The organism is Streptomyces sp. NPDC051310 (assembly GCF_044455245.1).
Classification (GTDB): Bacteria; Actinomycetota; Actinomycetes; order Streptomycetales; family Streptomycetaceae; genus Streptomyces.
The window spans coordinates 1-19,163 of the sequence record NZ_JBITEO010000033.1; the positions used below are offsets into that span (position 1 = coordinate 1).

Genomic DNA, 19,163 nt, shown 5'->3' on the forward strand with positions numbered 1-19,163 from the left:
GATCTCCGCGGCGAAAACCGGCGAGGAATCCAGCAACTCCACCGCCATCCCCACCCACTGCGCCCCCTGCCCCGGGAACACGAACACCGGCTTCACGGCGGAACCTGCGACCTGCGCCTCGGCGACGTTCGCGGCCGGCTCGGCGGAGCTGAGGTCGCTCAGGCCGGTCAGCAGGGCGCCGCGGTCGGTGGCCACGATGACGGCGCGGCGTTCGAGGTGGGCGCGCGTGAGGGCCTGGGCGAAGCCGATGTCGAGGTGGTCGAGCTCGGGGCGGGCGATCATGTGCGCCCGGAGACGGTCGGCCTGCTCGCGCAGCGCCGCGTCGCCGCGGGCCGACAGCGGTACGAGGACCGGCGGACGGACGCCGCTGCCGCTCTCCGCGGCGGGCTCGCGCGGTGTGGCCGCCTCCGTGCCGGGGGCCTCTTCCAGAATGACGTGGGCGTTGGTGCCGCTGACGCCGAACGACGACACGCCGGCGCGGCGGGGCCGCTCCCCCGCGGGCCACGGGCGCGCCTCGGTCAGCAGCCGGACCTCGCCCGACGCCCAGTCCACGTGCGGGGAGGGCGCGTCGACGTGCAGGGTCGGCGGCAGGGTCGCGTGCCGCATCGCCATCACCATCTTGATGACGCCGGCCACGCCGGCCGCGGCCTGGGTGTGGCCGAAGTTCGACTTGATGGAGCCGAGCCACAGGGGGCCGTTCGTGCGGTTCTGGCCGTACGTCGCCAGCAGCGCCTCCGCCTCGATGGGGTCGCCCAGCGGCGTTCCGGTGCCGTGGCCCTCGACCGCGTCCACATCGGCCGGGGTGAGGCCGGCCGACGCGAGGGCCTGGCGGATCACCCGCTCCTGGGAGGGGCCGTTGGGCGCGGTGAGGCCGTTGCTGGCGCCGTCCTGGTTGACGGCGCTGCCGCGTACGACGGCCAGGATCCTGCGCCCGTTGCGCCGGGCGTCGGACAGCCGCTCCAGGACGAGCAGGCCCATGCCCTCGGCCCAGCCGACGCCGTCCGCCGCCGCCGCGTACGCCTTGCAGCGTCCGTCCGGCGACAGGGCGCGCTGGCGGCTGAACTCCACGAAGGCGCTGGGGCGGGCGAGGGTCGTCGCTCCGCCGACCACGGCGAGCGAGCACTCCTTGGCGCGCAGGGACTTGGCGGCGACGTCGATCGCGACGAGGGAGGAGGAGCACACCGTGTCGACGGTGACAGCGGGGCCCTCGAAGCCGAAGGTGTAGCTGATGCGTCCGGAGGCCACGCTGGGTGACGACGCGATGGAGAGGTAGCCCTCGATCTCCGGGCGCCGGTCGCTGAGGCCCGCGACGAACTGGTAGTCGGAGAACATGAGTCCGCAGAAGACGCCGGTGTCGCTGCCCTTCATCGTCAGCGGGTCGATGCCGGCGTCCTCGAACGCCTCCCACGCGCCTTCGAGGAGCAGCCGCTGCTGCGGGTCCATGGCGAGGGCCTCGCGCGGGCTGATGCCGAAGAACTCGGCGTCGAATTCGGCCATGCCGTCGAGGAAGCCGCCGTGGCGCGTGTAGGCCGTGCCGGGGTGGTCCGGGTCCGGGTCGTAGAGGCTGTCCAGCTCCCAGCCGCGGTCCTGGGGGAACTCCGAGATCCCCATGCGCCCTTCGGCGACCAGCGACCACAGGCTCTCCGGCGAGGTCACGCCTCCCGGGAACCGGCAGCTCATGCCGACGATCGCCAGGGGCTCGCCCGCCTGGTCGAGCAGTTGCTGGTTCTGACGCCGCAGACGCTCGGTCTCCTTGAGCGACTTGCGCAGGGCTCCGACGATGTCGGGCTTCTCGAAGGCCATGCTTGTCTCCCCCACCTTCGGACTCATGCAGGCGACCATGTGGTCGATGTGCTAGATCCGGCGGGGGGTCCTCCAGATACAGCCAATCCTCGAAACTTTTTCCGGGCCAGGTGTACTCGGCGCCGGGGCCGGGTACTTCACCGGTTTGTCATGCAACTGCCGCCCTGACGGCCCCGGGAGGCCGGACGGCGGACGTCGGCGCCTGCCACCCGCGCGCACGCAGGGTCCAGGCCCGTACGCGGCCGGCCGCGGCCCGCGGGCCGGGCGCGTGGAACGGCCGAGGTCCCGCACGACGGGCGGGGCCGGTCGTGCGGGACCTCGATGGTCACGCGTGCGCGCGGGGCGCGGGTGCGGTCACGGGACCCGGCTCACGCCTTCGCCGCCAGGGCGTCCCGCACCGAGCTGCTGACGGCGTCCGTCAGGCGGTCGCCGTTCTCGGTGAAGAAGAAGTGGCCGCCCTCATGCGTGTCCAGGCTGAACTCCCCGGTGGTGCTCAGCCTCCACTGCGCCGCCTCGGGCTCGTTCACCTTGGGGTCGGTCCTGCCGATGTGCACGTGGACCGGCACGGAGACCTGCGTCCCCGGCGCGGCGCAGTACGTCTCCGCCATCCGGTAGTCCGCGCGCATGGGAGGCAGGATGAGGTCGAGGATCTCCTCGTCCTGAAGCAGTTCGTTCCCCATGCCGCCGAGCAGGGACATCTCCTTGAGGAAGGCGTCCTTGCCCTTGAGGTGGGTCTGCTCGTCCTTGCGCAGCGTGGGCGCCACCCGGCCGCAGGCGAAGAGGGACAGGGGCGGGTTGCCCATGGCTTCCATGCGGCGGGCGACCTCGAACGCCACCAGCGCCCCCATGCTGTTGCCCAGCAGGACGACGGGCAGGTCCTTCCATTCGCCCATCAGCTCGCCGATCTCGTCGGCCAGCTCCTCGATCGAGTCCCGGAAGGGCTCGTGCCGGCGGTCCTGGCGGCCCGGGTACTGGACACCGTGGACCTCCAGCCCCAGCCCGCCGAAGCCGCGGGCGAACTGGAAGTAGAAGTTCGCCGAGCCGCCGGCGTGCGGAAAGCAGATCAGCCGCGCCCTGGGGTTCTCCGCGGACGCCAGCTGACGGATCCAGAGTGCGAAATTTCCTGTGGTGGCCATACGGCACCATCCCCCTTACCTGCCCGACAGCCGCGCCGGGACGCTGTCGGGCCGACTGTGTGCGCGTCCCGGTGCGGTGGGAACTGACTGCGCCTGCTCGAAACGGTGGCGCGGCGGGGCGCGACGCGGCCCGGGGACCGGGGCGCCGCGGGCCGCCGCGCGGAACTCAGGCGGTTTTCTCGGTCTTCTGCAGGGCCACGCCGTCGGCGTCGTCCTGCGCCTCCTGCGTCTGCGGCGGGAAGCGGAGGAACAGGGAACAGGCGATCGCGCCGAGCAGCAGGAAGGCGACGGGCAGGAGGCCCGTCTCGCTGAGGGCCGTGCTGTAGGGCTCGTGGACGACGGCCGGGATCGCGCTGGGGCTGCCCTCGAACTGGCCGCCGGTGCCGCCGATCTGCGGCAGGTGCTCCTCGATCCGGTTGACGAACAGGGCACCGACCGCGGCGCTGCCGAGCACGGCGCCCATCTGCCGGTTGGTGTTGTAGATGCCCGAGCCCGCGCCGGCCTGGTGCACGGGGAGGTTGCGCGTGGCGATGGCTCCCAGCGGGCCCCAGGCCATGCCGTTGGCGATACCGGTGAGGGCGGCGGTCGCCGAGAACATCCACAGCTGCGAGCCCGGCTCCATCAACTGGCTGTACGCGACGATCGTGACGGCGAAGAGCACGAAGCCGATGGTGGTGAAGGTGCGCGGGTGCGCCTTGTCGGACAGCTTGCCGACGATCGGGGAGAAGACGCCGGTGAGGATCGCGAGCGGCGCGAAGATCAGGGCCGACTCCATGGAGGAGAGCCCTCGTACTCCCTGGAGGTAGAAGTACGACGGGACGGTCATCGCGGTGACGGCGGCACCCATGGCCGCGATGCCGATGTTCGCCAGCGCGAAGTTGCGGTCACGGAACAGGCTGAGCAGCAGCAGCGGTTCGCTCTTGTTGCGCGCCTGCGTCACCACGAAGAGCACCAGGACGACGAGGCCCGCGCCGATGGTGAGCCAGATGGTGGCCGACCAGTCCTTGTTGTTGCCCTCCTGGAGGCCGTAGACCAGCAGGAACATGCCCGAGCAGGACAGCAGGATGCCGAGCAGGTCGAACTTGTGGTGCTTGGCCTCCAGCGCCGGCACCAGCTTCCACGCCAGCGCGAAGGCGATGACACCGATCGGCACGTTGATCAGGAAGATCCACTCCCAGCCCACGGAGTCGACCAGCAGACCGCCGATGACGGGGCCCAGCAGGAGGGAGACACCGGCGGATCCGCCCCACGCGCCCATGGCGGCGCCGCGCTTGTCCGAGGGGAAGATCTTGGTGATCACCGACATGGTCTGCGGCGTCATCAGCGCGGCACCGAAGCCCTGCACGGCACGGGCCGCGATCAGGGTCTCGATGCTGTCGGCCACGCCGCACCACAGCGAGGCGAGCGTGAAGACGACCAGGCCGACCAGGTAGACGTTCTTCGGGCCGAAGCGGTCACCCAGGCGCCCGGTGAACAGGAGCGGCGCCGCGTAGGTGAGCAGGTAGGCGCTCGTCACCCAGATCACTCCGGAGACGCTGGCCTCCAGCGCCTCCATGATCGCGGGGTTGGCGACCGCCACCACACTCATGTCCAGCACGATCAGGGAGAACCCGGCGATCAGCGCGCCTAGAGCCGGCCATGGGTTACGTTCAACGGTCACGGTTGCCTTCCCAACGATTGCGACCCGCGGGACCACCGGTTGTCTTCCCCACGAGCGGACGGTGCCCCTCTGCCTGTGGACCCAGATCCGGCGGCAGCCGGTCCGGATACATCCGGGACGGACTTCGACGGCTGATGTGGCGGACGTCACATCCGATGCGGTCGCCGTCGGCCGCCCGCCGCGGAGGGTCGTATACGGCCCGCCGCCGACGCCGACGCTGCCGACGAACAGCGGGCGGGAGGACGGCCCGGAGCGGTTCTGCCACCGGTCGGTGTCAGTGCCCGACGGGACCTCCGCCGGCGCGGCCCGCCCGCGCACCGCACAACGCACCAGGCCGGCGGCCGGTTCGGCCGCCGCGCCGCGCCGCGGAGCCCGGCAGCGCACCGCCGGTCCACCCGAACTCCCCCTCGTGCGCGGCGTGATCCCGCCCCTCGCGGCACGCGGAACGAGGCGCTCCCCGATGGACTGGACCAAGACATCAACCAGGCGCTCCCCAGCGTAAATTCAAGCGCCCGGTTACAAGGTTGTCGATTGACACGCTGCTCCGGCGGCCCCGTATAGTAAACGGGTAGGGGGGAGGGACAGTCACATTCCAGTCGACTTGCATTGGCCTCACGAGTCTCTGTAACAGTCACTGATGAGACGGTGTAGCACGCTATACGTCTAAGTTCTTTCGAAAGCCAACCCCGGGGGTCCTTCCGAGTAACGGGAGGGAAAACACTCCGGGGTAGCATGGCTCATTACTGCGGCTCATCACTATTGTCGGCCTGCGGTAATTGGGGAAGCAGACAAAACCGGGGGATATATGCGCACGCCTACCCTGAACGAGCTAGTAGACGATTGCATAGCAGGAAACCAGGACGGCTGGAACCGCATCGTGGAGCGGTACACGCCCCTGATCTGGGCGATCGCCCGGGGCCACCGGCTGAGCACGGCCGACTGCGAGGACGTCAGCCAGACGACCTGGATGCGCGTCATCCAGCACCTGGGCAAGCTCCGCGATCCCGAGAAGCTCACCCAGTGGATCGCGGTGTCCGCCCGCCGGGAGAGCCTGAAGCACATCGAGAAGTCCGGCCGCAGCGTCCCGGTCGGGGACTCGCCGGTCTTCGACCGCTCCGAGCCCTCGGAGAACCTCCCCGAGGAGGCGGCGCTGGCGAAGGAACGCGACAACGAGGTGCTGCTCGCGTACTGCGCCCTCTCGCCGAAGTGCCAGGCCCTGCTCGGGCTCCTGGTCACGGACCCGCCGATGTCCTACGACGAGATCAGCGCCACCCTCGGCATGCCGAGGGGTTCACTCGGACCGGTGCGGTCGCGCTGCCTCGCCCACCTGGCGAAGCTCCTCCAGCGCGAGACGGAGCGCTCGGAGCAGGCCGCGGAGCTGCTCAACGCGATCACACGCTCGGGCCTGCGGACCTTCGCCCTGGAACAGCACCGCTGACCGACCCACCGCAACACGAAAGTGCCTTCCGGCCGGCACGACGGGCTCGCACAGCCCGGTCGTCCCGGCGGGAAGGCACTTTCCGCATCCGCGGAACCGGAGCACGCCCCCGCCGCGTCCTCCCGGCGGACGGACGGACAGGGGAAGCGGCCGGGGGCGCAGGGGAGGTGTTTCCCATGCTGAGCGATGCCATGAGGAGACCGCCCGTTCGCCACGCCCGGACGCTACGCGCGGGTAATATCCCGGCGCCGTCAGGAAATGGGGGCTCCCGCTCTCAGCCGCGCACCCGGTCGGCCGGTGCGACGGATACCGGATCGGCATTTCCGTCGCCATTCCCGCCGGAAAGGAACGGAAAAAGCGCCTTCGCGTTCTCCAGCATGCTCAGTGGCGGCCGCCCGAGAGCACCGGTAAGCCTGGCCAGCGTTTCGTCACCCGATTCTGCCGCCTTGACTTCGCCCGCGTCGTTCATGCCACCCACCTTTCGCCGAATTTAGTTTATTCATTAACCAGTAGCCCAGGCTATACGCGCTGTTCAAAAGAATCAATAGCGGTCCCCCGGTACCGCCGGGGATGTCGGGGCGCCTCGCCGGTGCCGGATCCGAGCGCGGCCGCGAGCAGCACGGCCGGCGCGGGAGCCGTCAACCACCACGTCAGCGTACTGGGGTGCGCCGGACGGCCGGGGCGGGCAGGGCGCCTGTGTCAGGTCGACACGGTGCGCCGAACCCCCCGTTACTCGGGGTACGTTCCCCCGGATCTCGCCGGTCGAACCACCGTGCGACCGTCTGCTCGTGGACGTTCCGTGAATGCCTGGTGCGGGTCGGACAATTGCAGCCGGCACCGGACCACGGCGGGGACGCCCAATCCACATGCCACGCGGCGCCGTTGGCAGACTCCCGGACTGCGGAAATCCCGTGCATCTGCACGAGCACGAACAACCATCCATGTCCGTCACCAACTCCACGAGCCCCCCGCTGCCATCCCGGAGTTGCCGGAGAGAGACGGAACAAGCCGCGGAAAAGGCCGAATCCGCATGGCTCCGCCCTTCCCCGAGGGCGGCTCACGCCGTGCGGGCACCCGCTCCGGCCGCCCGGCCGTGGACCATGTCCGCCCGCCCGGCCGGATGGCTGGCCGTCATGTGGTCCACGGCCTGAGCTTCTCCGGGTTCAGCACACCCCAGATGTGCGTGCTGCGGTCGCCGGCGACGTGGAACGCGTACACCGCCACGGTGGCGCCGGCGTGCCGGGCGACCAGGCCGGGGCGGCCGTTGACGGTCCGTTCGTCGAACGTCAGGCCGGTTGCCTTCGCCGCGATCCGGACCAGGAAGTGCGCCACCTGCTCGCCGCCCTCGATCGGGTACGGCACGGCCGAGACGCGGCCGCCTCCGTCACCGACCGCCGTCGCGGCCGGATCGAGCAGGCCGATGAGGGCGCCGACGTCCTTGGCTGCCCAGGCCTGCTTGAAGTCCCTGACGACGCCGGCGGCCCGCCCGGCCGGCACCGGCCGGGCGGGCGGCCGCCCGTCGCGCAGCCGGCGGCGGGCCGAGGAGGCCGACTGACGGCAGGCGGCCGGGCTGCGGCCGACGATCCCGGCCACTTCGGTGAAGGAGTACCGGAAGACGTCGTGCAGGACGAAGGCCACGCGCTCGGCCGGGGTCATGGACTCGAGCAGCACCAGGAAGGCCATGGTGACCGACTCGTCCAGGGTGACGCGGTCGGCCGGGTCGCCGGCCGGCCCGCCCGGCGACCCGTCGGACTCGATGGGTCCCGGCAGCGGCTCGGGGATCCAGTGCCCCACGTACCGCTCGCGCCGGGCCCGGGCCGAGCCGAGCAGGTTCAGGCAGATGCGGGTGGCGACCGTCGTCAGCCAGGCGCCGACCGACTCGACCGCCTCCTGCCGCTGCCGGGGCATGGCGTACCAGCGGACGTAGGTCTCCTGGACCACGTCCTCCGCCTCCGACAGGGAGCCGAGGAGCCGGTAGGCGAGGTTGATCAGCCGGCGCCGTTCCCCTGCGAGGGCGGCCAGGTGCGGATCGCTCAGGTCGTACCCCGGTCCGGGCTGGATGGTCACGGTCTCCCCCGTCTTCGTATGGACATCGCCGTCATCGGTCATGACAGGACAGCCCGGCGGTTTGTGAGGCGGTGCGCCGGCCTCACAAACCGCCGGGCTGTCCTGTCACAGGGGTTGGAGCGGCACCGCTCCGCCGGACGCCGCGTCCGGCCCACTGCGCGCATGGCACGCGCCGGAACAGGGGAACACGATGACTTCGTACGAGTCCGACATCAGGGCGCTGCTCGACAGCCGCGTCGAGGCCAGCCGGGCCAAGGACATCGACCGGCTCATGTCCCTGTACGCCGACGACATCGTCTACTACGACGCGGTCCCGCCCCTCCGCTTCATGGGACACGAAGCGGTCCGCGGCAACTTCCTGCGGTGGTTCGGCGCCTACGACGGCCCCATCGGCCTGGAGACGCACGAGCTCACCGTCGCGAGCACGGACGCGGACCTCGCCTTCGCCCACATGCTCCATCTCGACTCGGGGAAGCGCACGAACGGGCTCGACACCGCGATGTGGGTGCGGTCGAGCGTGTGCTTCCGCCGGTCCGGCGGCAGGTGGCTGATCACGCACGAGCACATCTCCCTGCCGATCGACCCCGAGACCCTCCACGTCTGGTTCCCGTCGGACGACTTCACGCCTGCCCGGCCGCAGAGCCAGGAACTCGGAGCCGGCAACGGCCCGCGGTAAGGGGCCCTTCGCGATCCGGGAATGAGGAAGGCCGTCCGGGCCCCCCGTGCGATCGCACGGGGGGCCCGGTCACGGAATCCCGGCAGCGTTCGGAAAACGTCAAGCAAGCAGCCAGCCGCGAGGGGCCCGGAGGAAGCCGGCCGGATCGTCACGGTGGACGGTGTGCCCCGCACCGTCCACCGTGCGTACGCGCCAGCCGCGACGGCTGAGCGTCGTGGCTTCCGCCGGCGGGATCCGCTCGCTGGGGCCCGCCAGCACGACGAGCGAGGGGACGGCCGGGGCACCCGGCAGGCCGGGCAGGTGCTGAAGGGCGGTCACCGATGCGGGGTCCCATGTGGCGAGGGCGTGCCGCTCGGCGGTGATGTCGTCGTCGTGCCAGCGGGGATGCGCGGCACGCAACTCCCGCCGGGTGGCGTGCCGGACGGCCCGCAGGGCGTCCAGGTCCCGGCGCCGCGCCAGCCAGGCGGGGTCGCAGTGGACCGCGCGGGCGCAGCGCAGTCCGGGTACGGCGAGCAGCAGCGCGGCCGAGCCCAGCGAGTGGCCGATGGCGAGTCGGGGGGCCGGGGGCAGGGTGTGCAGCAGGCCCCCGCGAGCGCGGCGGGGTGTGCAGGTCCGGGCGGGTGCGCCGGCCCCGAGTCCGGGCAGGTCCACGGCGACGACCCGGTAGCCGTGCTCGGCGATCGCCGGGGCGACGCGGCTCCAGCTGCGCGAGTCGGTCATGATGCGGTGCACCAGCACGGCCGTACGGGGGCCGTCGCCCCAGACCGGGTCGCGAGCTTCACGAGGCACCGCCGAGGGGCACCCGCGCGCGGTGGAGCACCGCCCCCGCGCCGGACACCTCGCAGGGGGAGCCGGCCGGGATGAACGCGGCGGCGCCCGGACGGAGGGCCGGGCCCTGCTCCAGACGCGCCTCGCCGGTGAGGCAGAGCAGCACCTGCGGTCCGGCGTCGGTCAGGCACACGGCCTCGGCGCCCGTGTCCACGCGCGACAGGGCGAACTCCGTCGCGGGTGATGCGTACCGCCTCTCTCCCGGCACCGCCGTCGGCGTGGGGCGGATGACGGACGGCCGCATCGGGGTGCGGTCGACAATGGCGCTCAGGAGCGCGGTGTCGACGTGCTTGTCGGTCAGGCCGCAGCGCAGCACGTTGTCGGAGTTGGCCATGATCTCCACACCCGTCCCCCGCAGATAGGCGTGCGGCACTCCCGCCGCCAGGTACAGGGCCTCCCCCGCGTCGAGGCGGACGTGGTGGAGGAGCAGCGCCGCGAGGAGCCCGGGGTCGTCGGGGAAGTCGTCGGCCACGGTGGCGTACGCGGCGGCGGTCGTGCTCCAGCGGCTCGTGGACGCGGAGAGGGAGGGCAGGGCGGCGGCGACGGCGCGCACCAGGCGCGCGGGGGCGTCCAGCGCTGCGTGCAGGACGTGCCCGAGGGCGTCCCGCGGGGGCCGGGAACGCAGCAGCGCCGCCCAGCGGTCGAGTCCTGGCACGGCCAGCGCATCGAGCAGCGCGGCCGTCCGGGCCGGGTCCCGGAAGCCGCAGAGTGCCTCGAAGGGGCCGAGCGCGCAGAGCAGTTCCGGCTTGTGGTTGCGGTTCTTGAAGGTGCGGTGAGGGGCGTCGAGCGGAATTCCGGCCGCTTCCTCGCGGTCGTGGCCGGCCCGCGCCTGCTCCCGCGTGGGGTGCACCTGCACCGAGAGCGCCCGGTCGGCCGCCAGCAGCTTGAGCAGGAAGGGCAGGTGCGGGCCGTGGGCCGCCAGGGTCGCCGTTCCCAGTTCGCCGGCCGGGTCGGCGGCGATGGCGGCCGCCAGGTCCGGGGCGCCGGGCCGGCCCGTGAGCAGTGACGGCGCGGCCGGGTGTGCGCCGAACCACAGCTCGGCATGCGGCTCACCGTCGGGCCGGCGCCCGAGGAGGGCGGGGATCGCGGTGCGTGACCCCCATGCGTAGGTGCGGACGACGGGGGCCAGGAGGGAGGGAAGGGGCATGGGGCGCTCCGGAAGGGCACGGGCGAAAGGACACGGGACAGGACAGGCGACGGGACACGGAGGCGCCTGGGCGGGGGCGCGGCAGGGCGCGCGACGGCACGCGGAAAGGGCCGCCCTCGGCGGGCGAGGGCGGCGGGCCGGTGCCGGGCCGCCGGGTCGGGGCCGGCGGGGCGGCAGAGGTGGTCAGCGGGTGGTGGTGGTGCCGCGCGGCGGCGCGCTGCTGCCGCGGGGCAGCAGCGCGGGCGTCGCGACGGGGCCCGAGGGGGGATTGCGGCGGTGGACGACGTCGAACAGCCGGCGGGTGACGTCGGCGCCGAAACCGAAGACGTCGTGGCTCATGGCGGACAGGTTCGGATGGGTGAGCTGGCACAGCTGGGAGTCGTCCCAGGCGATCAGGCTGACGTCCCTCGGCACGCTCAGGCCCATCTCGGCGACCACCGACAGACCCGCGACGGCCATGATGTCGTTGTCGTAGACGATCGCCGTGGGCCGCTCCCGGGAGGCGAGCAGCGACCGGGTCGCCCGGGCGCCCTGCTCCCCGGAGTAGTCGGTGGTGACGCTGCGGGCCGGCTCCAGCCCCAGTTCGGCCACGATCGCGTTCAGCGCGGCGGTACGGATCACGGTGTGCCCGAGCGCCGGGTGACCGCCCACCCGGGCGATCCGCCGGTGTCCGAGGGCGGCGAGGTAGCGCACCGCCTCGTGCACCGCGGTTTCGTCGTCGGTCCACACCGAGGTGAAGCCGCCGGTCAGGGACGGGTGGCCGACGGCGACGGCCGGCAGTCCGATCGCGGCCAGCTCGGTGATCCGGGGGTCGTTCTGCTGGATGTCGACCAGGATGGAGCCGGCGATCCGGCGGGACTGCCACCACCGGCGGTGGACGGCGATCTCCTGGGCGGTGTCCCGCACGAGGTGCAGCAGCAGCGAGCACCCCTGCTCCTCCAGGACGGACTCGACCCCGGAGATGAACTCCATGTAGAAGGGCTCCAGGCCGAGTTGCCGCGCGGGCCGGGCGATGACCAGACCGACGGTGTCCCCCGCGCCGGTCGCCGAACCGGACAGCTTGATCGCGGCCTGGTGCGGCACCCAGCCCAGCTCGGCGACGGCGGCCATGATGCGTTCGCGGGTGGCCTTCGAGACGCCTGGGCGGTTGTTGAAGGCCAGGGACACCGCTCCCCGGGACACACCGGCCCGGGCCGCCACATCGGTGATCGTGACGCGCCCCGGCCGTCGTGCCGTCCCCTCGCTCACGGACGGCTCCGGTCGCCGTTGACGCAGAACAGCGCCGCGCGGGCGGCCTCCGCAGTGGGCCGCGGCCAGCCGGTGACGCGCCACGTCGCGCTCTCGCCGGGCAGGAGCGTCACCCGCCCGTGGTCGGTGCGGGCGTGCGGATCCAGCCGGTCGGCCTGGAGCAGCAGGTCCCGTACGAGCCCGCCGGCCGTGACGGTGACCAGCGCACCGTTCACGGCGTCCTCGCTCACCCGCACCTCGTACGAGGCGGCGGGGTGGGCGAACGCGCGGTCCGGGCAGGCGAAGTGCTCCGCACGCAGCCCGTCCGCGTCGGCGACCAGGAACTCCCCGGTGACGTCACCGAAGTGCGTGACCCACTCCGGCAGCCGCTCCAGCGCCACCTCGCGCCCCGTGGCTTTCAGGGGCACCTCGGCGGCTGCCAGGACCGCTCCGTCCGCCCCGACCCTGCGGACGGTGGCGGTGGTCTCCCAGGTCTCCGCGGTCTGGTTGCAGGCCGCGAGCACCAGGTCGCCGTCGCGGTCCTGGATGGTCAGCAGCCGGTCGGCGTACAGGCGGCGCAGCTCGAACCAGAGGGGCTTGGGCCGGCCGTCGCCGTCGATCGCCGCCCAGGAGGTGACCGGCCAGCAGTCGTTGAGCTGCCACAGCACCGTGCCGGCGCAGCGCGGCCAGTGGGAGCGCCAGTGCTCGACTCCCGCGGCCACCGCGCGGGCCTGGTTGAGCTGGGTCAGGTAGTGCCAGGTGTCGAAGTCGGCGGGCTGCGCGAAGTGCGGGAGGAGTCCCCGGTTCAGCTTGCCGTTGCCGTCCTCCGCCTTCTGGTGGTGCAGCATGCCGGGGGTGTCCGCGGTCAGCGGCCGGTCGGACAGGGCGCGTTCGAGTGTGGCGAGCGCCGGTGGCGCCTGCCAGCCGAACTCGGCGACGAAGCGCGGCACCGTGGCGAGGTAGTCGCTGTAGTCGCGGCGGTTCCACACCTCCCACGAGTGGGCGGTGCCGTGGTCGGGGTCGTTGGGCGTGTGGTCCCACGAGCCCGACCAGGGGCTGCCCGCCCAGTACGGCCGGGTCGGGTCCGTCTGCGCCACCACGCGGGGCAGCAGCCCCAGGTAGTAGCCCTCGCCCCAGGAGTCGCCGGCGAGGGTCCGCTCCCACTCCCAGTCGGCGAAGCCCCACAGGTTCTCGTTGTTGCCGTTCCACAGCACCAGCGACGGGTGGGGCATCAGCCGGGTCACGTTCTCCCGGGCCTCGGCCTCGATCTCCGACCGCAGCGGCTGCTCCTCCGGGTAGGCGGCGCAGGCGAACAGGAAGTCCTGCCAGACCATCAGACCGAGCTCGTCGCACAGGTCGTAGAAGGCCCGGTCCTCGTAGATGCCGCCGCCCCACACGCGCACCAGGTCCACGCCGGCCTCGGCCGCCTGGGTGAGGCGGTGGCGGTAGCGGTCGGCGGTGACGCGGGAGGGAAAGGCGTCGTCGGGGATCCAGTTCACTCCCCGGGCGAAGACCGGGGTCCCGTTGACGACCAGGGTGAAGGCGCTGCCGTGCTCGTCCGCGGCCGTGTCGAGCTCGATCGTGCGGAAGCCCAGGCGGCGCTCCCAGGTGTCGAGGGCCCCGCCGCCGTCGGGGTCGCCGAGCACGACCGTGCACCCGTGGAGCGTCTGGTCACCGTAGCCGCGGGGCCACCACAGCTCCGCGTCCGGGACCCGCACCGTCACCGTGGCGGTGTACTCGCCCGGGGCGACGGTGACCTCCGCGGACGCGTCACCGACGGCGGCCACCAGCCGCAGGGGCTTGTCCTGCCCGGTCTCCGTGCGGTCGAGGCCGACGACGATCTCGGCGATCCCGGTGCCGTCCCCGGCGACGGTGACGTGCGGGCGGACCTCGGCCAGCCGGGCCGTGGACCACTGCTCGATCCGGGCCTCGCGCCACACACCGGCCGTCACCAGCGTGGGGCCCCAGTCCCAGCCGAACGAACAGGCCATCTTGCGGATGTAGTTGAAGGGCTCGGGATAGGAGTTGGGCCGCTCCCCCAGCGCGGCCCGCATCGCCTCCGCTTCGGTGTACGCGGAGGTGAAGGTGATGTCGAGCGGTGCGGGCCCGTCCGCCAGCAGCTCGGTGACGTCGTACCGGTAGGACCGGTGCATGTTGCGGGTGCGGCCCAGCAGCCGGCCGCCGACGTGCACGGCGGCGACCGTGTCGAGGCCGTCGAAGACCAGGTCGGCGCGTTCGTGCGTGCCGTCCCGCCGGGGCAGTGCGGTCGTGTACGTCCAGTCGGCACGGCCCACCCACGCCACGTCGTCCTCGTTGCGGTCGAGGTACGGGTCGGCCAGCCACCCCTGCGCCATCAGGTCGGTGTGGACGCAGCCGGGCACCCGCGCCGGTACGGCGGTCCCGGCCAGTCCGGGAGGCGCCTGCGCGGGGGTGTGGCGGTCGGTGTTCAGGCGCAGCGTCCAGCCCTGGGACAGCGCGGTGCGGACCTTCATGCGGGACTCCTCGTGAGACGTCGTGCGGGGCGCGGTGGGCGGGCGGGTCATTTGGTGGAACCGGCCGCGAAGCCGCTGTAGATGAAGCGCTGCAGCACCAGGAAGACGATCAGGGTCGGCACGATGACCAGGATCGCGCCGGCGGAGATGGTCTCCCAGTGGGCGCCGAAGGGGCCCTTGAACCGGAACAGGGCCGTGGAGATGGTGCCGAGCTCCGGGTCGGGCATGTAGAGGAAGGGCACGTAGAAGTCGTTGTAGACGGCGATGCCCTTGACGATGACGACGGTGGCCACGGCCGGCCGCAGCATCGGGAAGATGATCTTCCGGTAGATCGTCCAGGAGTTGGCGCCGTCGATGCGCGCGGCCTCGTCCAGGGAGGTGGGGATGGACCGGATGAACTGCAGGAAGATGTAGATCGAGACGATGTCGGTGCCGGTGTACAGCAGGATCGGCGCCCAGCGGGTGTTGAAGGCGCCCAGGTCGTCGATCACCTGGAAGGTGGCGACCTGTGTGGTGACGCTCGGTACCAGCGTGGCCAGCAGGAAGAGGGCCATGACCAGTTGCTTCGTACGGAACTCGAAGCGGTCGATGGCGTACGCGGTCATCGAGCCGATCAGTACGGTCCCGGCGGTGGAGACCACGAGGATCAGCGCCGTGTTGCCGAACGCCTGCAGCATGGCGCCCTGCTGGAAGGCGGTCGCGTAGTTCGCGAAGTGGAACCAGTCGCCGGGCGGCGACAGCGGTCCGTCGTTCGCCACCTCCGACTGCGTCTTCAGGGAGGTCAGCAGGACGACGCCGAGGGGAACGACGACGACGGCCGAGGCCAGCAGCAGGGAGAGGTACTTCAGGGCGACGGCGGTCCGGGACAGTGCGCCGCGGCCGGCGCGGACCGGACGGCGCCGGGCGGGCGCGGCCGTGCCGGTGGTGTCGGTGGTCACGAGAGCTCCACCCTCTCCTCGGGGATCAGCCGGCGCTGGACCCAGGTGATCAGCAGGATCAGGACGAGCAGGACGACGGCCGAGGCGGAGGCGAGGCCGACCTTGTCGAACTGGAAGGCGAGTTTGACGGTCTGGATCACGAACGTCTCCGTGCCGTTGGCACCGCCGGTCATGATGTACGGGATCTCGAAGACGGCCAGCGAGCCGGACACGGCGAGAACGCAGCTCAGGCTGATGACCGGCTTGATGCTCGGCGCGATGATGTGCCGGAACTGCTGCCAGCGGTTCGCTCCGTCCAGCTCCGCCGCCTCGTACAGGTGCGGCGGTATCGACTGGATGGCGCCCAGGAACAGCACCATGTTCAGCCCCATGAAGCGCCACGCCGACACTCCGGCCAGGGACGGGTTGGCCAGGTCCGGGTCGCCCAGCCACAGGTGCTCGCCGTCCACGCCGACCATGCGCAGCAACGTGTCGAGGGTGCCGTCGGGCTGGAAGAAGTACAGGAAGACGAATCCGACGGCCACCCCGTTGATCAGGTAGGGGAAGAACAGCAGCCCCTTGAACAGGTTGCGGAAGCGGGTGTGGAAGCTGAGGATCGTCGCGAAGTACAGCGCGAGCGCTGTCTGTACGACGGAGGCGGCCAGATAGAAGCCGCTGACGAGGAAGACCTCGAACCGGGCGGGCCGTGTCACCAGGTCGGTGTAGTTCTCCACGCCTGTGAGGGAGCGTGTGGGGCTGACTCCGTCCCAGTCGGTGAAGCTGTAGCCGATCATGTCGGCCACGGGGAGGTAGGTGAACATCCCCAGCAGCGTCAGGGGGGCGGCCAGGAAGAGCCAGGGGGTCAGGACTGCGGTACGGCGCCGCCTCCCGGTGTGCGGCCGACCGCCGGATGGATCGGGGGGCGGAGCGCTTCGCCCGCCGGCGCCTTGCGCTCCGGCACGGGCCTTCTGGACAACGGTCATCTGCTGGTTCCTCGTGGTGGGTTCCCGGAAGGGCGTGCTGGGGGCGGGGGCGCCACGGGTCGGGGTGCGGTCCCCGGTACGGCCGGGGATCGCGTCCGTACCGGCCGTGGGGGGCCGCGCCGCGGGTGCGGTCAGCCGCCGAGGGTGCGCCGGGCCTCGGACCACTTCCCGTTCAGCTCGTCGAAGTAGCTGTTCATGTCCCCGTCGGCCGCGCCCCTGGCCACGTCCACGAGCTTTTGCCGGTAGTCCTGCGCGGTGATGCCTATCTCGGACGCCTTGTTGATCCCATTGACCTCGGCCGGCTTCTCCCGGCGCTGGTGAATGAGGGTGACATCGTTGTCAGAGAACGCCTTGAGCGTCTCGGGCAGCGGAGCGCCCTTGACCGAGGAGAGGGAACCCTCCGCGGCGGCCTGGCCGGACTTGGTGATGTACCAGTCGATCCACGCGCGGGCGGCGGCCTTCTCGTCGGAGTGGACGTTGACCGCGTATTGGTAGTCGGGGCGCAGGACGGAGCAGAACTTCCCGTGCTTCTGCGCGGGGAACGGCATGAAGCCGATGTCGTCGGGGTTCTCGCCGGCCGCCTCCGCCGCGGCCCGCATCTGGGAGATCGCCCAGGAGCCGAGCCACATCGACGCGACCTTGCCGGTTCCGATCCGGGCCTTGGAGTCCTCCCAGTTGGTCGTGGTGGGATCGGGTTCGGTCAGCTTCTTCTCGACCATCGTGTAGAGGAGCTTGTCGATGGCGTACAGGTCCGACCCCTGGCTCCAGGGCTTGTCCGTCGCCGCCAGCGCGTCGTGGGCACCGGGATCGCACGTGGGGGAACCGATGGCGTTCGTCCAGTTGGTGAGCGGCCAGCCGTCCTTGTAGTTCGTGTAGTACGGCGTGGCGCCGGTCCTCGCCTTGATCGTCGTCAGATCGGCGATGAACTCCTCGGGCGTCGCGGGCCATTCGGTGATGCCGGCCCTCGCCCAGACCGCCCTGTTGTAGACGAAGCCGTTGGCCACGCCGATGCCGGCCAGACCGTAGACCTGACCCTCCACGGTGGCGTGGTCGGTGTAGTCGAACTTCGCCGACAACGCGTCGGCCTTGCCCAGGGGGGCGAAGAAGGTGGGGTACTGCTCGATGGACAGGGAGTTGGGGATCAGCAGGACGTCACCGTAGTTCTCGGTGTTCATCCGGATCCTGGTCTCGCCCTCATAGTCGGTCAGACCCTCGAACTTGACCGTCACGCCCGGGTACACCTTGCGGAACTCCTCGGCGTACTTCTTCAGGGTGCCGTCGGCGATCTGGTCCGTCCGGTTGGTCAGGACCGTGATCTCGCCCGACACCTTCGCCGGATCGCTCGGGGGCGCGGCGATCTCGCCACGCCCGCCGCCTCCCTGTCCGCTACCGCCCCTTGCCGCCACCATGGTCGCCGCCGCAACAGCCACCCAGCTTCTCCGCATCCCCGCCACCTCTCATCGCCTGAACTGTCGATGCCGGACCGAGGGGACGCCACGTCGATTCCCGGGACCCCGGCCTGGTGAGCGCTCAACGTAGACGCAGCGCCGCGACGGTGTCCATAGACCGGTCTAGACGAATTTCACCGAGTATCAGCGGCCTGACCTGCGACTTTACTAAATGCTGACTAAACGGAGCAGGGCTGTCGAGTCCCGCGGGAGGGAGGTGGGCCAGACCTGTGGACAACGTTGTCACACTCATGGTCCGCTGGGGCGGTGTCCGACCGGGCCGTCCCCCTCACCCATCGGAGATCCATCACCATGAGTAGTCAGCGGATCGATCCCCCGGCGCCCGGCGGTGTCCTGACAGCCGCCCTGGACATCGGCGGGACCAAGATCGCGGGCGCGCTGGTCACGACGGACGGCACCGTGGTCCACCGGGTGCGCCGCACCACCCCGGCGCGGGAGCCCGTCGGCACTCTCCTCGACACCGTGCACCAGGTGGTGAACGCCCTGGCCGCCAGTCCCCTGTGGGAAGGCGTCCGCGCCCTGGGCATCGGCAGCGCCGGCCCGGTCGACCTGTCGCGCGGGACCGTCAGCCCCGTCAACATCCCCGCCTGGCGCGACTTCCCCCTCGCCGCATCGGTCGGCGCGCATCCGGCGGTCGCCCACAGGCCCGTCGTGCTGGCGGGCGACGCGGTGGCGATGGCCGCGGCCGAGCACCGCCACGGTGCCGCACGCGGCCACGGGAACGCGTTGTGCCTGGTGGTGTCCACGGGCGTCGGGGCCGGGCTGATCCTCGACGGCCGTGTGCACCAAGGCCTCACCGGCAACGCCGGTCACCTCGGCCACATCAGCGTCGACTTCGACGGGGAACCCTGCCCGTGCGGTGCCAGGGGGTGCCTCGAAGGCATCGCCAGTGGCCCGGCCCTCACGCGGCACGCGCTGTCGCTCGGCTGGCGGCCGGACGCGACGGCGGACGCGTCGGCGGTCGCGGCAGCGGCGCGTACCGGTGACGAGGCCGCCCTCGCCGCGTTCGACCGCGCGGCCCGCGCCCTGGCGGCCGGTATCGCCGCGACGGCCGCGCTGGTCGAGATCGACATCGCGGTGGTCGGCGGTGGCGTCGCCCAGTCCGGCGAGGTGCTCTTCACCCCGCTCGGCCACCATCTGCGGCGCTACGCGGCGATGCCGTTCGTACGCCACCTGCGGGCCGTGCCGGCGGGACGGGGGTCGGACGCGGGCCTGGTCGGCGCGGCGGTCCTGGCGGAGGCGGCGGTGGAGGACGCGCTCGCGCACAGCAGCCGGTGAGGAGGCCCGTGCCGGCCGTCCACGGGGGCTTGGTGCGGAGCC

At 71.7% G+C, this 19,163-nt stretch carries 15 protein-coding genes; 3 read left to right on the forward strand and 12 right to left on the reverse strand.

Features of this window, described 5'->3' with window-relative positions:
• The 3 genes from ACIA79_RS31735 to ACIA79_RS31745 all read right to left on the reverse strand — a co-directional run.
• The coding region (locus tag ACIA79_RS31735; RefSeq protein WP_399431867.1) for a type I polyketide synthase at positions 1-1,803 on the reverse strand (1,803 nt) is incomplete at its 3' end.
• Positions 1,804-2,171: 368 nt separating this feature from the next.
• A complete protein-coding gene (locus tag ACIA79_RS31740) occupies positions 2,172-2,939 on the reverse strand; it encodes a thioesterase II family protein (protein ID WP_399431868.1) in 768 nt (255 codons plus the stop codon).
• A 166-nt stretch (positions 2,940-3,105) separates the two neighbouring features.
• On the reverse strand, positions 3,106-4,599 hold the full coding sequence (locus tag ACIA79_RS31745; protein WP_399431869.1) for an MFS transporter: 1,494 nt from the start codon (positions 4,597-4,599) through the stop codon (positions 3,106-3,108).
• Positions 4,600-5,404: 805 nt separating this feature from the next.
• Between ACIA79_RS31745 and ACIA79_RS31750 the strand changes: the two genes are divergently transcribed.
• Entirely contained in the window at positions 5,405-6,037 is a 633-nt protein-coding gene (locus ACIA79_RS31750) for an RNA polymerase sigma factor (protein ID WP_399431870.1), read from the forward strand.
• Between the two features lie 274 nt (positions 6,038-6,311).
• Here ACIA79_RS31750 and ACIA79_RS31755 read toward each other — a convergent pair whose 3' ends face one another.
• Positions 6,312-6,506, reverse strand: coding sequence for a hypothetical protein (locus ACIA79_RS31755; protein WP_399431871.1), 195 nt, complete (start codon positions 6,504-6,506; stop codon positions 6,312-6,314).
• 662 nt (positions 6,507-7,168) lie between these two features.
• On the reverse strand, positions 7,169-8,104 hold the full coding sequence (sigJ, locus tag ACIA79_RS31760) for an RNA polymerase sigma factor SigJ (protein WP_399431872.1): 936 nt from the start codon (positions 8,102-8,104) through the stop codon (positions 7,169-7,171).
• Between the two features lie 190 nt (positions 8,105-8,294).
• Between sigJ and ACIA79_RS31765 the strand changes: the two genes are divergently transcribed.
• Positions 8,295-8,780 (forward strand): YybH family protein, encoded by a 486-nt coding sequence (locus ACIA79_RS31765; RefSeq protein ID WP_399431873.1) that lies wholly within the window; start codon positions 8,295-8,297, stop codon positions 8,778-8,780.
• Between the two features lie 99 nt (positions 8,781-8,879).
• Here ACIA79_RS31765 and ACIA79_RS31770 read toward each other — a convergent pair whose 3' ends face one another.
• The 7 genes from ACIA79_RS31770 to ACIA79_RS31800 form a co-directional block, all read right to left on the reverse strand.
• Positions 8,880-9,569, reverse strand: a complete 690-nt coding sequence (locus ACIA79_RS31770; protein WP_399431874.1) for an alpha/beta fold hydrolase — start codon at positions 9,567-9,569, stop codon at positions 8,880-8,882.
• Complete coding sequence (gene manA / locus ACIA79_RS31775; RefSeq protein ID WP_399431875.1) at positions 9,559-10,755, reverse strand: mannose-6-phosphate isomerase, class I; 1,197 nt, start codon at positions 10,753-10,755, stop codon at positions 9,559-9,561. Before manA ends, ACIA79_RS31770 begins: the two co-directional genes overlap by 11 nt.
• Positions 10,756-10,938: 183 nt before the next feature.
• Positions 10,939-12,003, reverse strand: a complete 1,065-nt coding sequence (locus ACIA79_RS31780) for a LacI family DNA-binding transcriptional regulator (protein ID WP_399431876.1) — start codon at positions 12,001-12,003, stop codon at positions 10,939-10,941.
• Positions 12,000-14,474: a glycoside hydrolase family 2 protein gene (locus tag ACIA79_RS31785; RefSeq protein ID WP_399431877.1), complete on the reverse strand. Its 2,475-nt coding sequence runs from the start codon at positions 14,472-14,474 to the stop codon at positions 12,000-12,002. Before ACIA79_RS31785 ends, ACIA79_RS31780 begins: the two co-directional genes overlap by 4 nt.
• 47 nt (positions 14,475-14,521) lie before the next feature.
• Positions 14,522-15,412, reverse strand: a complete 891-nt coding sequence (locus ACIA79_RS31790) for a carbohydrate ABC transporter permease (RefSeq protein ID WP_399431878.1) — start codon at positions 15,410-15,412, stop codon at positions 14,522-14,524.
• A complete protein-coding gene (locus tag ACIA79_RS31795) occupies positions 15,409-16,374 on the reverse strand; it encodes a carbohydrate ABC transporter permease (RefSeq protein ID WP_399431879.1) in 966 nt (321 codons plus the stop codon). Before ACIA79_RS31795 ends, ACIA79_RS31790 begins: the two co-directional genes overlap by 4 nt.
• A gap of 131 nt (positions 16,375-16,505) precedes the next feature.
• Positions 16,506-17,819 (reverse strand): ABC transporter substrate-binding protein, encoded by a 1,314-nt coding sequence (locus ACIA79_RS31800; RefSeq protein ID WP_399431880.1) that lies wholly within the window; start codon positions 17,817-17,819, stop codon positions 16,506-16,508.
• Positions 17,820-18,134: 315 nt separating this feature from the next.
• On the opposite strand from ACIA79_RS31800, the gene ACIA79_RS31805 reads away from it, so the two are divergent.
• Complete coding sequence (locus ACIA79_RS31805) at positions 18,135-19,121, forward strand: ROK family protein (protein ID WP_399431881.1); 987 nt, start codon at positions 18,135-18,137, stop codon at positions 19,119-19,121.
• Positions 19,122-19,163 lie beyond the last annotated feature (42 nt).

Coding starts and splice junctions, on each gene's coding strand:
- manA (WP_399431875.1), bottom strand. CDS start 10,755: ATGCCCCTTCCCTCCCTCCTGGCCCCCGTCGTCCGCACCTACGCATGG.
- ACIA79_RS31765 (WP_399431873.1), top strand. CDS start 8,295: ATGACTTCGTACGAGTCCGACATCAGGGCGCTGCTCGACAGCCGCGTC.
- ACIA79_RS31785 (WP_399431877.1), bottom strand. CDS start 14,474: ATGAAGGTCCGCACCGCGCTGTCCCAGGGCTGGACGCTGCGCCTGAAC.
- ACIA79_RS31795 (WP_399431879.1), bottom strand. CDS start 16,374: ATGACCGTTGTCCAGAAGGCCCGTGCCGGAGCGCAAGGCGCCGGCGGG.
- ACIA79_RS31800 (WP_399431880.1), bottom strand. CDS start 17,819: ATGCGGAGAAGCTGGGTGGCTGTTGCGGCGGCGACCATGGTGGCGGCA.
- ACIA79_RS31805 (WP_399431881.1), top strand. CDS start 18,135: ATGAGTAGTCAGCGGATCGATCCCCCGGCGCCCGGCGGTGTCCTGACA.
- ACIA79_RS31750 (WP_399431870.1), top strand. CDS start 5,405: ATGCGCACGCCTACCCTGAACGAGCTAGTAGACGATTGCATAGCAGGA.
- ACIA79_RS31755 (WP_399431871.1), bottom strand. CDS start 6,506: ATGAACGACGCGGGCGAAGTCAAGGCGGCAGAATCGGGTGACGAAACG.
- ACIA79_RS31740 (WP_399431868.1), bottom strand. CDS start 2,939: ATGGCCACCACAGGAAATTTCGCACTCTGGATCCGTCAGCTGGCGTCC.